Origin of the sequence: Gordonia sp. w5E2 (genome assembly GCF_036540975.1) — a bacterium.
In the GTDB taxonomy this organism is placed as follows: domain Bacteria; phylum Actinomycetota; class Actinomycetes; order Mycobacteriales; family Mycobacteriaceae; genus Gordonia; species Gordonia jacobaea.
This window is the reverse complement of sequence record NZ_CP144213.1, coordinates 1,619,561-1,639,918: the sequence shown is the minus strand read 5'-3', so window position 1 is coordinate 1,639,918 and position 20,358 is coordinate 1,619,561. Positions and strand designations below refer to the sequence as shown.

The window sequence follows — 20,358 nt, the reverse complement described above, 5'->3', positions numbered from 1 at the left end:
GGCGGACGAGCAGTTCCGCCGGCGCGCTACCGATGTGACGTGAGGCGCTGTAGCCTCCTGTGCGATATGCGTCCTCCTCGTGCCGTTGCACCCGCCACAGACTTCGTCACCCGCTGCGTGGTCGTGCTGATCGTCGCTGTGGCCGGGATCGTCGCTGTTGTCGGGATCGGCCCGACCGCATTCCCGGCGTGGGCGGCCCCCACACAGGCACAGCCGCACGACGCATCACCTGACACCGACCACTGCCCGCATCGGGTCTCGCCGCCTCCCGCTGTCGACGAGTCGGAAGTCGTGGCTCCCGGCTCGACAACACCATCCCCACTGCCGGTGCATTCCCCACCGGTCGGTGGCGAAGCGTTGGGCGGGTGCGGCGTCGTCGCAGACTCGTCGGCGGGTCGTGTGCCGGAGCGGCTGACGTCGGCGGCCTGGCTGGTCGCCGATCTCGACAGCGGCGCCGTGATCGCGGCCAAAGACCCGCACGGTCGGTACCGCCCGGCGTCGACCATCAAGGTCCTGCTCGCTCTCACCGCGCTGCGTTCGGGAATCGCGCTCGACAAACCGGTCACGGCGACGGCCGACGATTGGAGTGCCGAGGGCGACTCCTGCGGGATGGGACCGGGCGGCAAATACACCATGCGCGACATGATGATCGGGCTCCTCATGGTGTCCGGGAACGATTGCGCCCACGTCATCGCGCGAGACCTCGGCGGCGTCGACGCCACGCTGACCAAGATGAACGAACTGGCCCGCTCACTGCAGGCGTATGACACCAGGGCGTCGACTCCGTCTGGTCTCGACGCCGCCGGAATGTCGACGTCCCCCTACGACCTCGCGGTGATCTTCCGCGCCGCCATGCAGAACTCGACGTTCCGCGACATCATCGCCATGCCGAACCACCCGTTCCCCGGGTACCCGAAACGACCCGACGTTCCCGGCGACGTCGACCATCCCGGCTACCTGATGCAGACGTCGAATCATCTTCTGCTCGAAGGCGATCCGGGCGTCCTCGGCGGTAAGACCGGATACACCGACGACGCGCAGAAGACATTCGTCGGGGCGGTCAAGCAGGACGGTCGTACCGTTCTGGTGGTTCAGATGTACGGCCTGTCGACCGCCGACGACAACTACTGGGACCAGGCCCGCTCGCTCGTCGCCTACGGCGCGCACGCCCCACGTGAGGCGAAAGTGGGCGAACTCGCATCGACCTCAGACGAACGCGCGACCACCTCAGACGGCGAACGCGCGAGTACCTCCGACGGCGCCCGCGCCGGGGTCGCAACGACCGAAGCGCGGACGAGCCAGGGAGTGGCCTACCAGGATTCGACGTCTGGCTGGTCGGTGCGCATCCTCGTCGGACTCGTGGGGCTGCTTGTGGCGCTGCTCCTACTGCTGCTTGCGCTTCGCTTGATCCGACGCCGCTGACCGGCTCGCGGGTCACGCGGGCGCACCTCCAAGGTCGAGAAGACGGAGTCCCGCTCACCCATTTCCTTCCGGCTTATTGAATTCAATAAGCCGGAAGGAAACGGGTGAGCGTGTAGCCACGCAATAGGGCCCACTCGTCGGGTCAGTCGCCGCGCTTGTGCCGCGTCACGAGAGCCACCGCGGCGCCGATCGCCGCCGCCGCGGCCAACGGCCCGGCCTTCGGCACGGGATCCGCCTCATAGACCGGGCGCACGACGACGGAGGGCGGTTCGGGCTGTTCGGTGGGGTCGACGACCTGGTAGGGCTCATTGGCACGATCCGTGGCACACCACGCCGTGGCGTACAGGACGATTCGCGAGGCCAGGTAGCCGAAGACCATGACGCCGAGCAGTGGTCCGAAGGCGGCGCCCGCCGGACTGCCGAGAACCGATTTCAAGTAGATACCCGCGACGGACTTGAGGATCTCGAAGATGGTCGCGGTGAGGAGCGCCGCCTTGAGCACGTTGCGAAACGGCAACGGATTCAAGGGAAGTCGGGCAAAGACGAAGACGAAGAGCAGCCAGGTCGCCACCAGCGACACCACGATGGCCAGAACCCGCACCACGACAGTCGAGCCACTGAAGCCGTCGACATGCGCCCACTCGAGGATCTTGTTGATCAACCCGCTGTTGCCCAGGGCGGTGAGGCCGAGCGTGAACAGGAAGGCGAGACCCAGCAACACGAAGATCACGAGGTCGCTGATCTTCGACTTGACCGCATTGCGGTTGACCCTGCCGCCGAACATCTCGGTCATTCCGACGCGCACACCGGAGATCCACCCGATACCGGTCAGTCCCGCACCGATCAGACCGATGATGCCGACGGTCGCGCGTGAGTCGATGGCCGAGTCGATTGCGCTCTCGAGCGTCGTGCCGAGCTCGCCGGGCATGGCTTTGACGATCTCGTCCTTGATGGTGTCGAGCCACTCCGGGTGGGCCGCGAGGACAAAACCGCCGATCGAGAAGGCGACCATGATGATCGGCACGATCGAGAGGATTCCGGTGAAGGTGATGCTCGCGGCGTAGAGGTTGCCGCGACGATCGTTGTACCGCTGCACCGTGCGCATGATGTGGTCGAGCCAGCCCCACCGCTCGCGGGCCGACTCGAACTCGTCCTTGCCGCGCACGACAAGCGCTTTGCCCGAATCGATCACCGAAGCCATAGACCCTCGTTTCCCCATCGGTCGGTGCTGTCTCTCCTCACCGTGTCTACCGGAAACGAGTGCTGCGGGTCAGGATTTGTTTGCTGACACGCTCGGCGCCAGGAAACCCACCTTGTCGTAGACATCGCGCAGCGTCGCAGACGCCACCGAGCGCGCCCGCGCTGCACCGTCGGCGAGGATGCCATCGAGGTAGGCCGGATCGGCGAGATATTCGTCGACGCGTCCACGCAGTGGGGTCACGAAGTCGCTGAGGACGTCGGCGGTCTCGACCTTCAGGTCGCCGTATCCCTTGCCCTCGTACTTGGCGACGAGATCTGCGACCTCCACGCCAGACAACGCCGACTGGATGGTGAGCAGATTCGAGACCCCCGGCTTGTTCTCGGGATCGAACGCCACCTCACTACCCGTATCAGTCACCGCCGACCGGATCTTCTTGGCAGACCGTTTCGGGTCGTCGAGAAGATTGATCAACCCCTTGTCGGTCTCGGCCGACTTGCTCATCTTGGCCGTCGGGTTCTGGAGGTCGTAGATCTTCGCGAACTCCTTGACGATGTACGCCTGCGGCACGGTGAACGCCTTGCCGAAACGCTTGTTGAATCGCTGCGCCAGATCTCGGGTGAGCTCGAGGTGCTGCCGTTGGTCTTCGCCGACGGGTACCTGGTCGACCTGGAACGCGAGGATGTCGGCGGCCATCAGGATCGGATAGGTGAACAACCCGACGCTCGACGACTCGACGCCCTGCTTGGCGGCCTTGTCTTTGAACTGCGTCATCCGGCTTGCCTCGCCGAATCCGGTGATGCAGTTGAGAACCCAGGTGAGCTGCGCGATCTCGGGAACGTGCGACTGGACGTACACGGTCGAGCGGGCGGGATCGACGCCGACGGCGAGCAACTGTGCCACCGACATGCGTGTGCGGTCGGCGAGCACCGACGGATCGAACTGCACTGTCAGCGCGTGCATGTCCGGGATGAAGTAGAAGGCGTCGAACTCGTCCTGCAGCTCGACCCACTGACGCACCGCACCCAGATAGTTTCCGAGGTGGAAGGAATCGCTGGTCGGTTGGATACCCGACAACACCCGCCGCCGCGTACCCGACGCAGGTGATTTCTCGACGTCGCTCATGGTTTCCAGTCTCTCAGACGGCAGCCCCTCATTATTCGGAGGTGCTACCCGCAGGGCGCTACTCGGCGGTCACTCGAAGACGACGGTGACCGGCGCGTGATCAGACCACCGGCGGTCGTAGGCGTCGGCGCGGTCGACGAAGGCTTTCACCGTGCGCTCCGCCATGGCCTTGTTGGCGAGGTGATAGTCGATCCGCCAGCCCGAGTCGTTGTCGAACGCCTTTCCGCGCCACGACCACCATGAGTACGGCCCGTCTGTGCCGGGGTGGAGTTCACGCATCACGTCAGACCAGCCGGACTCCAACAATCCGCCGACCCACTCCCGCTCGTGCGGGAGGAACCCCGGGCTGCGCAGGTTGCCCTTCCAGTTCTTGATGTCGTGCTCGGAGTGCGCGATGTTCCAATCACCGCCGACCACCACCGGACGTCGTTTACGTGCCAACGAGCCCAGGTGCGCGCCGAACGCGTCGAGGAATCGCTTCTTCTCGGCGAACTTCTCCACGTCCTTGTCCGACGAGGTGGCCGTCGGGGCCGCAGCGCCTTTGGGTAGGTAGAGGCTTGCGACGGTGACGGCTCCACCCTCGGTGTCGAGGTCTACCTCGAGATACCTTCCCGTGGAATCGAATTCGTCGCTGGAGAAACCGACGCGCACCGCCGTCGGCTCGGTTGTGCTGAGCACCCCGACGCCCGCATGTCCCTTGACGACCGACTCAGTCATCGACAGGTGCCATCCGTCGTCGAGAAGAGGTGTGAGAACCTCCCTGGCCTGATCTTCGCTGGCACGGATCTCCTGCAGGAGCACGACGTCGGTTCCGGATGAGCGCAGCCACGGAACGAATCCCGGGTTGTTCTCCGACCGCACCTTGGTGGCCGCTCGGACGCCGTTCACATTCACGGTGGTGATCGCAGTTGGCACGGTTCGCCACACTACGGCGAGCCACCGACATCGACGCCGCGCACCCCGTCGCAGCCCAATCCGGACCGAGTCCAAAAGGTAAGGCAAACCTTGCGATCATCCAGCTTTTATGTAAACCTTGCCTAACAGAATGCGAGGTGCGAGATGTTCGTGTGTATTTGCCGGGCCGTCACAGTGGACGAGGTCCACGAGCATTGCGACGCCGGAGCCAGAACTCCCGACGCCGTCAGCGAGCGCTGCGGCGCAGGCGAAGGCTGCGGAACCTGCATCGAACGACTCACCCAGATCGTCGCCTCTCGCACCGCAGGAAGGGTCGCCACAACTAGCGCAGCCTAGCCTGACCTGCAGAAACACCCCGTGTGGATATTCCCCACGGGGCCTTTTGGCGTGCTAGGTTCACTGACACAATCAGTCCGAACCGGAGGTATGCCATGCGTGGAGACGATGAGGTCATCGCTCTACTCAACGAGCAGTTGACCAGTGAACTCACCGCTATCAACCAGTACTTCCTGCACTCCAAGATGCAGGACAACTGGGGCTTGACCGAGCTCGCCTCGAAGACGAGGGCCGAATCGATCGAGGAGATGACCCACGCGGAGATCCTCACCGATCGCATCCTCTTCCTGGAAGGTCTGCCGAACTATCAGAAGCTGCTGCCGCTCCGCATCGGCCAGACTCTGCGCGAGCAGTTCGAGTCCGACCTCGCGATCGAGATCGAGGTGGTCAACCGCCTCAAGCCGGGCATCGTGCTGTGCCGCGAAAAGCAGGACATCACGACAGCCAAGATCTTCGAGGAGATCCTCAAGGACGAGGAGCACCACATCGACTATCTGGAGACGCAGCTCGAGCTGATCGAGAAGCTCGGTGAGCCGCTCTACCTGTCGAAGACGATCGCTACGCCCCCCGACGTGGGCTGAACCAGCCACTCACTCCGACTCGGCCCCGGCACCAGCAGGTGTCGGGGTCGCTGTTGTCGCTGTTGTTGATGTGGCTGTGTGCCGGGCAGCCGTGCGTCGGGCAACAGCCAACGCCAGACCCAGTACGACGATGCCGGCAACCGCGAGTCCTGCCCCGAGGACCGACGGCGCTCGGTACCCGAACCCCGCGGCGATCACCACGCCACCGAGCCACGCACCGAGTGCGTTCGCAATGTTGAGCGCTGAATGGTTGAGCGCCGCGGCCAGCGTCTGAGCGTTTTCGGCCACGTCCATGAGACGCGTTTGCAGTGCGGGCACCATCGCCGTCGCACTGACACCGACGAGGAAGGTCAGCGGAACGGCCGCCCACGGCGACGCGACGAATGCGGCGAACAATCCGAGCACCACCGCTGTCGCGACGAGTCCCACGAAAATCGCGCGTGGCACGCTCGAATCGGCGGCGGCACCGCCGACCAGGTTGCCGACCACCATGCCGACGCCGAAGACCATCAACACCACCGGAACCCATCCGACCGAGATACCCGTGAGGCTTGTCAGCGCCGTGTTGAGATACGTGTAGAACGCGAACATGCCGCCGAACCCGACGACGCCGATCGCCAGCGTCAACCACACCTGAGGCCTGGTGAGGGCGCCGAGTTCGGTCATCGGATTGGTGACGGCCATGTCGTCGAGTGCGGGCAACGTGACGAACAGCGCACCGATCGTCACGATGCCGATGATCACCACGACCACGAAAGCTGCTCTCCAGCCAAGGCTTTCGCCGAGCCAGGTCGCCAACGGCACACCGAGGACATTGGCAACAGACAACCCGAGGAGAACGAGACCGACCGCCTTGGCACGGTTGCGAGGTCCGGCCAGGTGCGCAGCGACGAGAGCCGCGACACCGAAGTACGCGCCATGCGGGAGTCCCGCCACGAATCTCGCGACCATGAGCGTTCCGAAGTTCGGCGCCAGCACGGTCGCGGCATTGCCGACCGTGAATGCCACCATCAGTGCGATCAACAGCGTGCGACGAGACATCCGCGCGGTCAGCGCTGCGATGAGCGGCGCCCCGACAACCACCCCGAGTGCGTAGGCCGAGACAACATAGCCCGCCGTCGGCTCGGAGACATGCACCGACGACGCGATGTTCGGCAACAGGCCCATCGCGACGAACTCCGTGGTGCCGATCCCGAAACCGCCCAGCGCCATCGCCAGCATGGCGAACCGACGAGTGGCATTGGAGTGGACGACATTCCTGTTCGTCCCGGGCCCAGTCGTCCCGGGCCAGTTCGTCTCAGTCGTGGTGGTTGAGGACATTCCCGCTGCAACGAGCACCCCGGTCGGCGTGATTCCGTCGTCGACGGTGAATTCGTTCACACCCGACCCCTCGCGGGGCCGGAGTCAGGCAGCTGGTGCGCCCTCCGCCGCTGGTTTCGGTGTCGCACTCTCCGGCGACGTTGCATGCGGCGTCGAGGCACCGGGTGTCGACTCGTCAGATGTCGACGTGTCGGCTGTTGGCTTGTCGGGTGTTGACGTGTCGGGTGTTGGCTGGGGCGCCGACGACTCTGGTGCAGGCGCCTGCGCGCCGCCGGGATTCTCGCTCGGCTGTGACGACTCCCCGCCCGGGTGCGGTTGGGGTTGCGGCGAGTCGCTGACAGTCGGAGGCGTCGACCCGGCTCCGGTGCCCGTCCCGTCAGCTGCGCCGTCGCCACCAACGCTGGCCGAATCGTCGACGACTTTTCCGCCAGAGGGACCCTCAGTGCCGGTGGCGCCCTCATCCCCGGTGCTGACCCCAGCTCCGGTGGTGCCGAGCCCTTCGTGGTCACCGACGTTCTTCTCCGTGACCACGGTCCCCGAGGCTTCGGCGATCTTCTCCGATGCCGACAGCGCCACCAGCGACTCGGTGTGGCTGGTCGTCGTCGACGGAGAGCGCAGCGACGCGAGCCACTCTTCGAACGCGACAAGCGAAGGTCGGTACGCGGGTCCGGGAATGCCCGTGACATCGCGGCCGGTCAGTGTGTAGGCCCAGAACTTTCCGAAGTTCAGCGGCATCGCCGCGATGCTCCTGACGCTGGTCCTCAACGCGTCGACGCCCTGCCCCCAGAGCACCGGATCCCATGTGAACAATCCTCGTGCCATGTCCTGGAACGTGTAGACGTCGGTGAGTACACCGCCGTAGCCGAGTTGGGGCAACTGCGGGAACCAACCCATGGCCCACCGGATCGGCGGCTGGAAGTCGGCCAGTGTGATGCCGAGGATGTCCGGGAACCTCCACCGTTTGCTCACGAGGTCGGGCACGGTCCAACCGAGACCGAGTTTGTCGACGAACTGCTGGGTGAGGACCCACGCCGACGACGGCACGACGAGCTGACACGTACTGACCTGGCCAGTGGTGTTGTCGCAGTGCAACGGCTTGACTCCCCATGCGTCCCACAGGGCCCCGTTGGTCGCTGCCAAATACATGTAGAGCGGGTACAGACCATGCTTGACCCAGTAACCCGCGAAGCCATCGAGGGCACCGAGCGGATCGTGGAGCGGATCGGGCAGGTCGCAGATCGGATCGCCCGTGAAGCACACGGAGGTCACCGGAATTCCGCCGAAGTCGTCGACGCCGCGTCCGCCCGCCATGGTCAGTCCGGGGATCACGCCGATCAGAACGCGTTCGATGCCCTGTCCGTAGAGAGTTCCTGCCTGCCGAGGATCGGAGTAGAGCAGTCCGGAAACTTTGCTCGGTGAGATCTCGTGGCCAGAAGTATTGCCGGTGCCGATGCCGGTGAGCACGTCGCCGGCGATTCCCGCGCCCTGCGAGTACCCGACGATCACGACCGGATAACCCTGACACTGCGCCTGATAGCTCGCCACTGTCGACATCGTTGCCGCGACGCCCTGCGACTGACTGTCGTCGAAGCCGAAGGCACCCAACGGCCAAATCGACGCCGGATACTCGACGCGCTCGACGGTGTAGCCGGCGTACTGCGGCTGACGCGTGACGCCGTCGAGCAAATGTGCCTGGGGATCCCACGTACCGCCGACGAAGACGAGTGCGCCGTTGCCGCAATCGGCGCTGGCCTCGGCTCGCGCGACACCCGCGCCGGAAGTCTGGCCTATCGCGAGGAGAACCGCTGCGACTGCGGCGAGTCCGAGTGTGCTCGCCGCCCTGATCGATCGCCTGAAACCGAAGTGACCACCCATGCGTTCTCCACCAATCCGGCCGGTTCTGCCGTGTCATCGCGACATGGTCGGCGTCCGGGTTTGCCGACCCCTCGCGAATGATCGGATCGTAGAAGTCTGTGACCCACGCCACGGCAGAAACCGACGATCGCGCGGCGAACCGTCGATAAAGAACGTCAAATTCGACTGTTCGGACTACACGAGAAGGCATTCTTCGGGGCCATTCGCCGCCGAGGAGCACCGCGGCCGCAACGACGCCTTGTCCAGCCCAAGAACCAGCCTGCGTCGGAGGGTTCTCACTTCATTTCGACCGTGTTATATCCTTGACGCCAGGTCATGAGTATCAGCGCAAAGCCCCGGCTCGCTGATCGGCAACCCTCCAACCGCGGTGGGGTGCTCCGGGTGATGACCGGGTTGTGGGACCCCGCTCCTCGATGATCTCCATCGAAGATGGTTTCGGGTCCCCGGCAAGCGCGGGTCCGAAGGTCGGACCCCAACAGGGTCGTCGTGCCCTGCCGACCGTAGAAAGTGACGCATATTCAATGTCTGACGTCGACGTCGACCAGAACCCAGCCGACAACTGGAGTTTCGAGACCAAGCAGATCCACGCGGGCCAGTCAGCCGACGCGGCAACCAACGCCCGCGCGCTACCGATTTACCAGACCACGTCGTACACCTTCAACGACACCACCCATGCCGCGAACCTGTTCGGCCTTGCCGAGCCGGGCAACATCTACACGCGGCTGATGAATCCGACGCAGGATGTCGTCGAACAGCGTCTTGCCGCTCTCGAGGGCGGCGTCGCCGCGCTGCTCGTCGCATCGGGTCAGGCCGCGGAGACGTACTCGATCCTCAACATCGTCGAGAACGGCGGGCACGTCGTGTCGAGTCCGCGACTCTACGGCGGAACGTACAACCTCTTCCACTACACGCTGCCCAAGCTCGGCATCGAGGTCACCTTCGTCGAGGATCCCGAGGATCTCGACTCCTGGCAGGCTGCCGTGCGCGACAACACCCGCGCGTTCTACGGCGAGTCGATCTCCAACCCGAACAACGAGATCCTCGACATCAAGGGCATCTCGGAGGTTGCACACCGCAACGGCGTGCCGCTCATCGTCGACAACACCGTCGCCACCCCGTACCTGCTCAATCCGCTCGCGCATGGCGCCGACATCGTCGTGCACTCGGCCACCAAGTACATCGGCGGGCACGGAACCGCGATCGGCGGCGTGATCATCGACGGCGGCACCTTCGACTGGCGTGTCCAGCGCGACGGGAAAGACCTCTTCCCCGGTTTCACCACGCCCGATCCGAGCTACCACGGTGCGGTCTTCGCCGATCTCGGCGCTCCCGCGTACGCGCTCAAGGCCCGCGTGCAGTTGCTCCGCGACACCGGTGCAGCCATCTCGCCGTTCAACGCATTCCTGCTCGCCCAGGGCCTCGAGACCCTGAGCCTGCGGGTCGAGCGCCACGTCGCCAACGCGCAGCGCGTCGCCGAGTACCTCAACGACAACCCGCAGGTCGAAGAGGTCTACTACGCCGGCCTTTCGTCGTCGCCCTGGTACAAGCGTGGCCAGGAGCTCGCGCCGAAGGGCCAAGGTGCGGTCATCGGCTTCGAGATCGCAGGCGGCGTCGACGCGGGCAAGCGGTTCGTCGAGGCGCTCACGCTGCACAGCCACGTCGCCAACATCGGTGACGTGCGCTCGCTGGTGATCCACCCCGCATCGACCACCCACAGCCAGCTGACCCCCGAGGAGCAACTCGCCGCGGGTGTCACCCCCGGCCTCGTCCGCCTCGCGGTGGGCATCGAGGGAATCGACGACATTCTCGCCGACCTCGACCGGGGTTTCGAAGCAGCCAAGTAAACAACGCAGAGCAAGGAGCGAGGACACCTGTGTCGGTGAGCATCGACCCGCAGACGGATACAGAGCAACGGCCAGACTGGGAGAACGCCCCGGACGGCCAGATGCTCAGCGCCCGTCTCGGGTCGATCTCACTCGACAACGGTGAGCAGATCGACGACGTGACCCTCGCTTTTCAGCGGTGGGGAAAATTGTCACCTACCCGCGACAACGTCATCCTCACGCTGCACGCCCTGACCGGCGACTCACACGTCACCGGACCCGCAGATGCCGCTCACCCCTCCCCGGGCTGGTGGGACGGTCTGATCGGTCCCGGCGCGGCAGTCGACACCGACGAATGGTGCGTCATCTCGGCAAACGTGCTCGGCGGATGCCGCGGGTCGACCGGGCCTGCATCGCTGGACTCCACGGGCCGACCGTGGGGTTCGAGCTTCCCGCAACTCACCGTGCTCGATCAGGTCCGCGCCGAAGTCGCGCTGATGGATCATCTGGGCATCGAGAGTATCGGTGCGGTCGTGGGCGGCTCGATGGGCGGCGCACGGGCACTCGAGTGGATCATCGAGTATCCCGAACGGGTTCGAAGCGCACTCGTGCTCGCCGTCGGCGCTCGTGCGACAGCCGACCAGATCGGCACGCAGACAACGCAAATCGCAGCCATCACGTCCGATCCGGCGTGGCACGGCGGCGACTATCACGGCACCGGCGAGTCGCCGACGACCGGAATGGGAATCGCTCGCCGGATCGCACACCTGACCTACCGCAGCGAACCGGAACTCGACGAGCGCTTCGCGAACGACGCTCAGGGACAAGAGAATCCGCTCACCGGCGGACGTTACGCCGTGCAGAGCTACCTCGAGCACCAGGCGGGCAAACTCGTCGAGCGATTCGATCCGGGCAGCTACGTCATTCTCAGCGAAGTACTCAACCACCACGACGTCGGGCGCGATCGCGGTGGCGTGACGGCAGCACTCAACGCCTGCGACGTTCCGGTGATCGTCGGCGGTATCGACTCGGATCGCCTGTACCCCTTGCGGTTACAGGTCGAGCTCGCCGAAGAACTCGGCAATTGCGTCGGAGGCCTACAGGTGGTGCAGTCCGACAACGGACACGACGGATTCCTCACCGAATTCGACGCCATCGGCGATCTACTCAAGCGCACAGTCGATCTCGCGCGTCGCTGAACGTTCGGGTACCTCAGGGCGTTCAGGTACCTCAGGGCGTTCAGGTACCTCAGGGCGGGGGCAGCAGTCCGCCGGGAACCGGTGTCGTCGTGGTCGTGGTGGCAGGCGCCTGCCTGCCCGTGCCGGTACCGCGCTGGTTATTCGACTGGGACGCATTGCCATTCGGACCAGCTTCCCCGGAGGGTTGCTGATTGTCTGGAGTGGGTGTCTGCTCGCCGGGAGCGGGCTCCCTCGACGGCGGGGCAAACTCCGGCGGCAGCAGATTCGGCGGAATCGTGATCCCCGGCGGCAGCGGCAAGGTGGGACGACTGGTCTCGGCGCTGGGTGGCCGCGTAGTCGTCGACGGCGTACTCGGACGCGCGGAGAGTGTGAGCGTCGACGGCGACGGCGTGGTCGGCGGCAGTTGCGTTGTCGCCCACCCGGGTCCGTCGTCCTCCCGGGCTGTGCGCGGAGCTTCGGCCGGCGTCGACGTGAGTTGCGTCGGTTCCTGTCTCGTCTCCGAGGGGACGACGTCGGCTTCGTCGGATGCGGTCGACATCGACGCCACTCGAGCACTCGAAGGCGATGGGATGTCGGTGGTATTCCCGGTGAGGGTCGACCCCACCGCGTACACCGTGAACATCGCTGCCGCGATGACCACGGCGGCGACAGCAATCGGCAGCGGCGAAAGCACTCCCCTGCGCCTCCCGCCTCCCATAAAGGTCAGGCGACTCGGTGCCGCCGCCTGCTCGGACGAGAGCATCGCGGCACCCACAGCGGCGGTCTGTTCCGGGTTCGTCGGGACGATGACCTCGATGAGGCCGCCATCGGCATCCTCTTCGGGCACCATGTCGGCGATGGTCGGCAGGTTCGCCAGGCCACCGACAAGGACAATGGCGCACGCCGAATGCGTTGCGAGGTAACGGCTCAGCTCTTCGCGAGCGTCGAGCAGGAACGGACGAACCGCTGCGGCGAGCGTTGCATCGCCGATCCGGAACCGGCCTGCGGCGTCGGCTGTGCCGTGCTCGCCCGACTCCTCCTTGGCAGTTCGGACGGCGCTACGCAACGCGTTGCGACTGAGTTTGCTCGAGAACGAACCACTCACGGCGCCCGCGTCGATCACTTCGCGGACGATCGCGTCGTCGAGGGCGCGACCCGACAGCGCGCGCGAGTGTGTGATGTCGCCGATCGCTCCGGTCGAGGGATCGACGGTGTAGAGGGTCATGCCGGTGTCGCCGCAGTCGACGACGACCACTGATCGATACCGCCCGATCTGACCCGTTTCGGTCAGGCAGGCCGTAACGGCCTCCTCGACGGAGACAAGGTGGATCTGTCGGCGCGGACCCGATCCTGTCGAACCGACGAGTTCACGCCCGAGGTCGCCGCCTGCCGCGACGCCGATCGGTCCGACACGCCGGTCGGCACCTCGCGCGGCGTCGAGCATGAGGTCGATGCCTGCGTTGACCCTGCCCGCGGTGTCGTGGCCATCGCTGGGATCGACGTCGATCACTCGCGACTCCACGAGTTCGCGTCCCGATCCGTCACGGGTCAGCAGGACAAAGTGGATCATGCCCTGACCCAACGAAACACCCATCGACGTCGTCTCGTCGTGGGTGGAGCGATCCTGTGGTCTATCCAGCGTCGAAGAGATTGGTTGCCTGCCCGTTTGTCGCCGTTCGTCGGTCGTTGCGACGTGCTCACGCACCTTCGCAGCGCGCCACTACTCGGTCAGTGCGCGCGTCCGGAACCTGAGGATCCGAAGGGTCGCAGAGACTGATCAGACAGGTGCCGGATCAGCTCACGTCACGGGACACTTTACCGAAGCGTGCGCCATATTGTAATCAATCCGTGCCCAAAGGATCTATTGACGCAGCTAGCCATAACATGAGGCTTCCGACACTGGCAAGGGATATAACGTCGAAGAATCTTCCTCTGACCTGCAGCAATCCAACTCGTGACGTTGGCAACACCGCACGCATGAGCGCGCCCAATAGCAAAGCCGTTCCGAAGACGAACGAACCGCGTCGCCACCGGTCGAACAACACCAGCGCCGCTCCGGCGATCACGCCCAGCATCACCAGGAGATAGGGAATCTGCGCGATGTAGGCGCGGACCCGACGGGCGTGGCGAAGCTGCCGCACCCGCGCATCCGTCGCGGAGTTCACCGGCCGGAACCCCCGGCGACGCTCACTCCGGCCGCGAGATCTGCCTCCGCGCGCTCAACCACGTTGACGAGCAGGAACGCGCGCGTCAGTGGTCCGACGCCGCCCGGATTCGGCGACACATATCCCGCGACGTCCCACACGTCAGGGGCGACGTCGCCGACCAGCCCGTCCTCGGTGCGGCTGACGCCGACATCGATGACAGCGGCGCCCGCCTTGACCATGTCTCCGGTGACCAGATGTGGCACACCTGCCGCTGCGATGACAATGTCGGCACGCTTGATCTCTGCGGCGAGGTCGCGGGTTCCGGTGTGACACAGCGTCACCGTCGCGTTCTCGCTGCGCCGAGTGAGCAGCAGGCCGATCGGGCGACCGATCGTCACGCCACGGCCGACAACGGTGACGCGCGCGCCGTTGATCGGGATGTCGTACCGACGCAGCAGGTGGATCACTCCGCGCGGCGTGCACGGGAGCGTCGACTCCTTGCCGAGGACGAGTCGTCCGAGGTTGATCGGGTGCAAACCGTCGGCGTCCTTGGCGGGATCGATCCGCTCGAGCGCGGCGTTCTCGTCGAGGTGTCGCGGCAGCGGGAGTTGCACGATGTAGCCGGTGCAGCCGGGGTCGGCGTTGAGTTCGTCGATGGCTGCGTTGAGGTCTTCTGTGGTGGCGTCCGCGGGGAGATCCTTGCGGATCGACGCGATACCGATCTTGGCGCAGTCGGAATGCTTGCCCTTGACGTAGGACTGCGAACCCGGGTCGTCGCCGACGAGGATCGTGCCGAGACCCGGCATCACGCCGGCCATCCGCAGCTTGTCGACGCGTTCACGGAGATCGGCGAAGATCTCGTCGCGGGTCAGCTTGCCGTCGAGTCGTATCGCGCTCACCCGTCCATTGTTCCATCCTGCGCGACGTGCGGTGTCAGGTGTCGGGTGTCAATAGTTTGGGAAGTCGGGGTCGAGGATGCGCTGCGACGCCCGAGTACCGTGCTGCCATGTCCACGAATGCTGCCCGCCCGGTCACCGTCGCCGACGTCAGAAGGGCGCGGGGCCGCATCGCCGCGCACGTTCGACGCACTCCGGTGCTGCGCGCCGAACTCGACACGGTCAACGGGCGCGTGCCGGTGGCTTTCAAGCTCGAGTACCTGCAACTCGGCGGTTCGTTCAAAGCCCGCGGGAGCGTGAATGCCGTAATGGCCGCACGCGAGGCGGGAAACCTCTCGGAGAGCGGCGTCGTCGTGGCGTCCGGCGGAAACGCCGCGATCGGCGCAGCGCACGCGGCACGCATCGTCGGCACACGGTGCACCGTCGTCGTACCCGAGAACGCCCCACCGGTGAAAGTGACGGCGCTACGGGATCTGGGAGCCGAGGTTCGGCTGCACGGCTCGAAATATCATGACGCCGCCGAGTTCGCGGATGCTCTCGCCACGGAGACCGGTGCGCTGCTGCTGCACGCATACGACCTCCCCGACGTCGTCGCGGGCGCCGGAACCATCGCCCTCGAGTTGGCCGCCGAGGTCCCCGGACCACAGACCGTCGTCGCGTGCGTGGGAGGCGGCGGACTGCTCGGGGGTCTCGCAGCGGCCCAGCGTCCCGGCGATCGTCTCGTCGGCGCGGAGCCCACCGGAGCGTCGAGTCTGCATCAGGCGATAGAGGCGGGCGGGCCGGTATCCGTCGAGCTCGACAGCATCGCCGCGGACTCCTTGGGCGCCACCAGGATCGGCGACATCTGCTGGTCGACCATCGCCGACAAGACAGTCGAGAGCGTCGTCGTCTCCGACGACGAGATCATCGCCGCGCGTCGAATGCTGTGGGAGCAGTTCCGGATTGTCGTCGAGCACGGCACCGCCACCGCAGTCGCGGCGGTCGTCGCGGGGCTGGTGACGCCGGCCCCCGACTCGACGCTGTGCGTGCTGCTGTGCGGAGCCAACACCCGACTCGACGACCTCTGAGCCGACTGGGCGCTCCCTCGCGTCGACTGGGCGTCCCCTCGCGCCGACTGGGCGCTCCCTCGCGTCGACTGGGCGTCCCCTCATGTCGACTGGGCGCTCCCTCGCGTCGACTGTGCGTCGACCGCCCCCGGCGGGGCGTCGGATCACGCTCTGCACAATGGACCCCATGTTCCGCATCATGTTCTATCAGCCGTGCATCCCGCCCAACACGGGTAACGCGATCCGGCTGGCTGCCAACACCGGCTGCGAACTCCATCTGATCGAGCCGCTCGGTTTCTCGATGTCCGACGCTCAGGTGAAACGAGCTGGCCTCGACTACCACGAGATGGCGAACGTGACCGTCCACCCGAACCTCGTCACAGCGTTCACCGAGCTGAAACCGCAACGCGTCTTCGCATTTACCGCGCATGCATCGCGCTATCACACCGACGTCGACTATCGCCCCGGCGACGTACTGCTGTTCGGTCCGGAACCCACCGGACTCCCCGACGACGTGCTCGCCGAACCCGAGATCACCGACCGGCTTCGTATCCCGATGCTCGCCGGGCGCCGCTCACACAACCTGGCGAATGCCGCGAGCATCGTCGTCTACGAGGCGTGGCGACAGAACGGATTCGACGGCGCGGTGTGACGAAATTTCCTGCGCACTAACGGGACTGGCGCACAGTCGGCGCCACGGAGCGCACAGTCGGCCTTACGTGACGCACAGTCGGCGCTATGCGGGACCCACTCGATGGAATCGCGTCCGCTCGGCAGACGGATGGACCGCCCGCCTAGCCGACGCGGAAACGCTTGGTGCGCGCTGTCGCTCCCCCGATGAGCGCCACCTTGGACTTCGGCACGCCAAGGTGCTTGGCGAGCAGTTCGGCGACCGCCTTGTTCGCCTTACCCTCTGTGGCGGGCTCGCGCACGTAGATGGTGATGGAACCGTCCGGCCCGGTCTCGACGAGCGGCCCCTTGCGACTACTCGGTTTTGCCGTGACGATCACCTGTTTCGCCATCTGTTCCTCTCCCCGCTGTCGTTGTGCGCGAATGCTTCCGCGCAGTTGTCAGTGCAAATCTCACATCAGTGCAAATCTCACATCAGTGCACATGTCAGATCAGTGCACATGTCACGTCAGTGCCAATCCCGTGAGCGGGTACCCACTCGAAGATCCATCCGCTGCAACCGATCTGCAACCACCGTCACCGCGCCCTCTGCATTCTGCACTCTGCCGCGTACCAGCAGCGCCGATGCCGAGTGTGCCAGCTCGCGATACCGCGACCACAGCCCGACCGAACACACCACGTTGACCATTCCGGTCTCGTCTTCGAGGTTGATGAACGTCACGCCGGATGCTGTCGCCGGACGCTGCCGGTGGGTGACAGCCCCTCCGACGATGACACGTGACCCATCCGGCACAGACAATAGCGCCTCTGCGGGCAGGACACCTATCGCAGTCAACCGTGGACGCAGGAACTGTGTCGGATAGTTCGACGGCGTGATCCCCGTCGCCCAGGCATCGGTGGCGGCCAGCTCGACATCCGACAATCCCGGCAGCGTCGGTACCTGCGCAGATGACTCCAACTCGAGATGTTCGACGCTCGCGGTGGCCGCGGCGCCCGCCTCCCACAACGCTTGTCGTCGACTCATGCCGAAACACTCGAACGCCCCCGCGCCCGCCAGCCCCTCCAGGTGCGCGAGGTTGAGATCGGCTCGCCGCGACAGGTCGGTGATGCTCGCATACGGACCGTCGACTCCCCTGGATTCGACGATGCGCGCCGCGACGTCGTCTCCGACCCCGCGTATCGACGCCAATCCGAGCCGCACGTCGAGTCCGTCATTCTCCAACGTCGCCTCGGCCAGCGACGCGTTGATATGCGGTCGGTGCACGTCGACGCCGTGTCGGCGGGCGTCGGCGACCAACGACTGCGGCGAGTAGAAGCCCATGGGTTGTGCACGCAGCAACGCGGCGCAGAAGGCGGCCGGATGGTGCAGCTTGAACCACGACGAGTAGAAGACCAACGATGCGAAACTCTGCGAATGACTTTCGGGGAAGCCGAAATTGGCGAAGGCTGCCATCTTCTCGTAGATCCGGTCGGCGATGTCGCCGGTGATGCCATGCGAGCGCTGCATGCCCTCGTAGAAGCGTCGACGGAGCTGGTGCATACGCTCCGGTGATCGCTTCGACCCCATGGCCCGACGGAGCTGATCCGCCTCGGCGGCGTCGAATCCGGCAACGTCGACGGCCAACTGCATGAGCTGCTCCTGGAACAGCGGTACACCGAGTGTGCGCTTGAGCGCGGGCCACATCGACGGATGCTCGACGGTCGGCTCCTCCTGGCCGTTGCGTCGCCGGATGAACGGGTGAACCGATCCGCCCTGGATCGGTCCCGGACGGATCAGTGCGACCTCGACGACCAGATCGTAGAAGCAGCGCGGCTTCAATCGCGGGAGGGTCGCCATCTGCGCTCGCGATTCCACCTGGAAAACCCCGACAGAGTCTGCGCGACAGAGCATCTCGTACACGGCCTGCTCGGTGAGGTCGAGTTTGGCGAGGTCGACATGGATGTTCTTGTGTTCGGCGACCAGATCGATCGCGTAGTGCAACGCCGAGAGCATCCCGAGGCCGAGTAGGTCGAACTTGACCAAACCGATTGCGGCACAGTCGTCTTTGTCCCACTGCAACACACTACGGTTCTCCATCCGCGCCCACTCCGTCGGACAGACATCGGCGATGGGACGATCACAGATCACCATTCCGCCGGAGTGGATGCCGAGATGCCTTGGCATGTTGGCGATTTCGCCAGCGAGGTCGAGTACGTCGTCGGGCGCGGTGTCGGGCATCTTGCTCCAGGCGTCTTGCTGACCGCTGGCATAGCCGAGTGCCCGCGCCATGTCGCGCACCGACGATCGACCCCGATAGGTGATCACGTTGGCGACCTGTGCGCTGTACTCGCGGCCATACCGTCGGTACACGTACTGGATCGCCTCCTCACGACGGTCCGATTCGATGTCGACGTCGATGTCCGGTGGCCCGTCACGCTCGGGCGAGAGGAACCTCTCGAACAGCAACTCGTTGGCCACCGGGTCGACGTTGGTGATACCCAACGCGTAACACACCGCGGAGTTGGCAGCACTCCCCCGACCTTGGCACAGGATGTCGTTGCGTTTACAGAAGTCGACGATGTCGGCGACGACGAGAAAATAGCCGGGAAAGGTGAGCGTCTCGACGATCGCCAGCTCGTGCTCGATCTGCCGGTACGCCGCCGGATGTTCGGCCGGTGTCCCATAGCGGCGTCGTGCGCGGGTCATGGTGAGATGCCGTAGCCAACTGGACTCCGTGTGCCCGGCAGGCACGTCGAACGGCGGCAACTGCGGCGCGATCAATCCGAGCGAGAAGGCGCAGTCGTCGGCGAGGTCTGCCGCGGTGGCGATGGCGTCGGGGTGCGCGGGCAGCAGGCGCATCATCTCGTCGCCACTGCGCAGATGCGCACCGCCGACCCCCGGCATCCAGCCTGCGATGGTCTCGATGTCGGTGCGAGCACGGACCGCCGCCATCGCCAGTGCGAGGCGTCGACGACGTGGCCCCGCGAAGTGCGCCCCCGACGTCGCGACGGTCGGCAGGCCGAATCGCCGCGCGAGGTCGGCGAGCACCGCATTGCGCTCGTCGTCGTCGGGCAGACCCTGCGCGGTGAGTTCAACGACGACGTCGTCGCGTCCGAACCGCTCGACCATTCCACCGAGAGCGGCCTCGGCAGCACCGATACCCGCACGATCCAACGCTCGCCGAACCGCGCCCTTGCGACAGCCCGTCAGGATCATCCAGTGCCCGGCGTCGCGGGTCAGCCGGTCGACGTCGTAGCGCAGCAACCCCTTCTCACCGCCGGACATGTGGGCGTCGGCAATAGCCCGTGACAACCTCCGATACCCCTCACTGTCACGCGCGAGGACCAGCAGATGCTCGCCGGCCGGATCGGTCACCCCGGTGCGGGTCACGTCCGGCTCCAGGGAGAGTTCGGCACCGAACACCGTCGGCATCGCGAATTCCTTTGCGGCCTCGGCAAATCGGACCACACCGTAGAAGCCGTCGTGGTCGGTGATCGACAGACCGGTCAGGTCGAGTCGGGCCGCCTCCTCCACCATCTCCTCGGGCATCGACGCCCCGTCGAGAAAACTGTAGGAACTGTGCGCGTGCAGTTCCGCGTAGCGCACAGACGATCGCTCACGAGACACCTCCGGCGCCGTGTAGGCGCCTCGCTTGCGCGACCACGCGGGGCTGTCGTTGCCGTCGCCCGCCAGCTCGGGACCGAAGAACTCCCCGGGACGACCGCCATCGGGCGAGCGCCCCGACAGCACCCGCTCCATCTCCCGCCACGTCGGCGGGCCCTGGTTCCAGCCCACTCAGCCAGTATAGAACACGTGTTCGACACCGGTCGACGCTAGATGTGGGTCGAACTGAAGGATGTGGGCGCTGCAGCACCCACATCCTTCG

17 protein-coding genes and 1 riboswitch are annotated in these 20,358 nt (G+C 65.5%); of the genes, 7 read left to right on the top strand and 10 right to left on the bottom strand.

Features of this window, described 5'->3' with window-relative positions:
* The first annotated feature begins 66 nt into the window (after positions 1 to 66).
* Entirely contained in the window at positions 67 to 1,422 is a 1,356-nt protein-coding gene (locus RND64_RS07485; RefSeq protein ID WP_053117472.1) for a D-alanyl-D-alanine carboxypeptidase family protein, read from the top strand.
* A 142-nt stretch (positions 1,423 to 1,564) separates the two neighbouring features.
* On the opposite strand, the gene RND64_RS07480 is transcribed toward RND64_RS07485, so the two are convergent.
* The 3 genes from RND64_RS07480 to RND64_RS07470 form a co-directional block, all read right to left on the bottom strand.
* Positions 1,565 to 2,623, bottom strand: a complete 1,059-nt coding sequence (locus RND64_RS07480; protein WP_049699583.1) for a YhjD/YihY/BrkB family envelope integrity protein — start codon at positions 2,621 to 2,623, stop codon at positions 1,565 to 1,567.
* A 69-nt stretch (positions 2,624 to 2,692) separates the two neighbouring features.
* Entirely contained in the window at positions 2,693 to 3,745 is a 1,053-nt protein-coding gene (gene trpS, locus RND64_RS07475; protein ID WP_049699584.1) for a tryptophan--tRNA ligase, read from the bottom strand.
* Positions 3,746 to 3,814: 69 nt separating this feature from the next.
* Complete coding sequence (locus RND64_RS07470) at positions 3,815 to 4,660, bottom strand: exodeoxyribonuclease III (protein ID WP_049699798.1); 846 nt, start codon at positions 4,658 to 4,660, stop codon at positions 3,815 to 3,817.
* 144 nt (positions 4,661 to 4,804) lie between these two features.
* Between RND64_RS07470 and RND64_RS07465 the strand changes: the two genes are divergently transcribed.
* On the top strand, positions 4,805 to 4,996 hold the full coding sequence (locus RND64_RS07465) for a (2Fe-2S)-binding protein (RefSeq protein WP_005207883.1): 192 nt from the start codon (positions 4,805 to 4,807) through the stop codon (positions 4,994 to 4,996).
* A gap of 95 nt (positions 4,997 to 5,091) precedes the next feature.
* Positions 5,092 to 5,577 carry a bacterioferritin gene (gene bfr, locus RND64_RS07460; RefSeq protein WP_049699585.1) on the top strand — a complete coding sequence of 162 codons (486 nt, stop codon included), beginning with the start codon at positions 5,092 to 5,094 and terminating at the stop codon, positions 5,575 to 5,577.
* Between the two features lie 9 nt (positions 5,578 to 5,586).
* On the opposite strand, the gene RND64_RS07455 is transcribed toward bfr, so the two are convergent.
* Positions 5,587 to 6,897: an MFS transporter gene (locus RND64_RS07455; RefSeq protein ID WP_049699799.1), complete on the bottom strand. Its 1,311-nt coding sequence runs from the start codon at positions 6,895 to 6,897 to the stop codon at positions 5,587 to 5,589.
* Between the two features lie 84 nt (positions 6,898 to 6,981).
* Positions 6,982 to 8,772, bottom strand: a complete 1,791-nt coding sequence (locus tag RND64_RS07450) for a cutinase family protein (protein ID WP_049699586.1) — start codon at positions 8,770 to 8,772, stop codon at positions 6,982 to 6,984.
* Between the two features lie 311 nt (positions 8,773 to 9,083).
* A riboswitch (SAM riboswitch) is annotated at positions 9,084 to 9,231 on the top strand.
* 62 nt (positions 9,232 to 9,293) lie between these two features.
* Between RND64_RS07450 and RND64_RS07445 the strand changes: the two genes are divergently transcribed.
* Together RND64_RS07445 and metX are read left to right on the top strand one after the other, a co-directional pair.
* Positions 9,294 to 10,616, top strand: a complete 1,323-nt coding sequence (locus RND64_RS07445) for a bifunctional o-acetylhomoserine/o-acetylserine sulfhydrylase (protein ID WP_049699587.1) — start codon at positions 9,294 to 9,296, stop codon at positions 10,614 to 10,616.
* 29 nt (positions 10,617 to 10,645) lie between these two features.
* The gene (gene metX / locus RND64_RS07440) at positions 10,646 to 11,794 is read left to right on the top strand and encodes a homoserine O-acetyltransferase MetX (protein WP_049699588.1); all 1,149 of its coding nucleotides are present in this window, start codon (positions 10,646 to 10,648) and stop codon (positions 11,792 to 11,794) included.
* A gap of 49 nt (positions 11,795 to 11,843) precedes the next feature.
* Here metX and RND64_RS07435 read toward each other — a convergent pair whose 3' ends face one another.
* From RND64_RS07435 to RND64_RS07425, 3 genes are all read right to left on the bottom strand, one after another.
* Positions 11,844 to 13,367, bottom strand: a complete 1,524-nt coding sequence (locus RND64_RS07435; protein WP_049699589.1) for a hypothetical protein — start codon at positions 13,365 to 13,367, stop codon at positions 11,844 to 11,846.
* Between the two features lie 247 nt (positions 13,368 to 13,614).
* On the bottom strand, positions 13,615 to 13,938 hold the full coding sequence (locus tag RND64_RS07430) for a DUF3017 domain-containing protein (RefSeq protein ID WP_049699590.1): 324 nt from the start codon (positions 13,936 to 13,938) through the stop codon (positions 13,615 to 13,617).
* Positions 13,935 to 14,819, bottom strand: a complete 885-nt coding sequence (locus RND64_RS07425; RefSeq protein ID WP_049699591.1) for a bifunctional methylenetetrahydrofolate dehydrogenase/methenyltetrahydrofolate cyclohydrolase — start codon at positions 14,817 to 14,819, stop codon at positions 13,935 to 13,937. Before RND64_RS07425 ends, RND64_RS07430 begins: the two co-directional genes overlap by 4 nt.
* Before the next feature lie 107 nt (positions 14,820 to 14,926).
* Between RND64_RS07425 and RND64_RS07420 the strand changes: the two genes are divergently transcribed.
* Together RND64_RS07420 and RND64_RS07415 are read left to right on the top strand one after the other, a co-directional pair.
* A complete protein-coding gene (locus RND64_RS07420) occupies positions 14,927 to 15,883 on the top strand; it encodes a serine/threonine dehydratase (protein ID WP_049699592.1) in 957 nt (318 codons plus the stop codon).
* A gap of 166 nt (positions 15,884 to 16,049) precedes the next feature.
* Positions 16,050 to 16,514 (top strand): tRNA (cytidine(34)-2'-O)-methyltransferase, encoded by a 465-nt coding sequence (locus RND64_RS07415; RefSeq protein WP_049699800.1) that lies wholly within the window; start codon positions 16,050 to 16,052, stop codon positions 16,512 to 16,514.
* A 142-nt stretch (positions 16,515 to 16,656) separates the two neighbouring features.
* Here RND64_RS07415 and RND64_RS07410 read toward each other — a convergent pair whose 3' ends face one another.
* Entirely contained in the window at positions 16,657 to 16,884 is a 228-nt protein-coding gene (locus tag RND64_RS07410) for a DUF167 domain-containing protein (protein WP_005207899.1), read from the bottom strand.
* 116 nt (positions 16,885 to 17,000) lie between these two features.
* Entirely contained in the window at positions 17,001 to 20,267 is a 3,267-nt protein-coding gene (locus RND64_RS07405) for an error-prone DNA polymerase (protein WP_049699593.1), read from the bottom strand.
* Between the last annotated feature and the right edge of the window lie 91 nt (positions 20,268 to 20,358).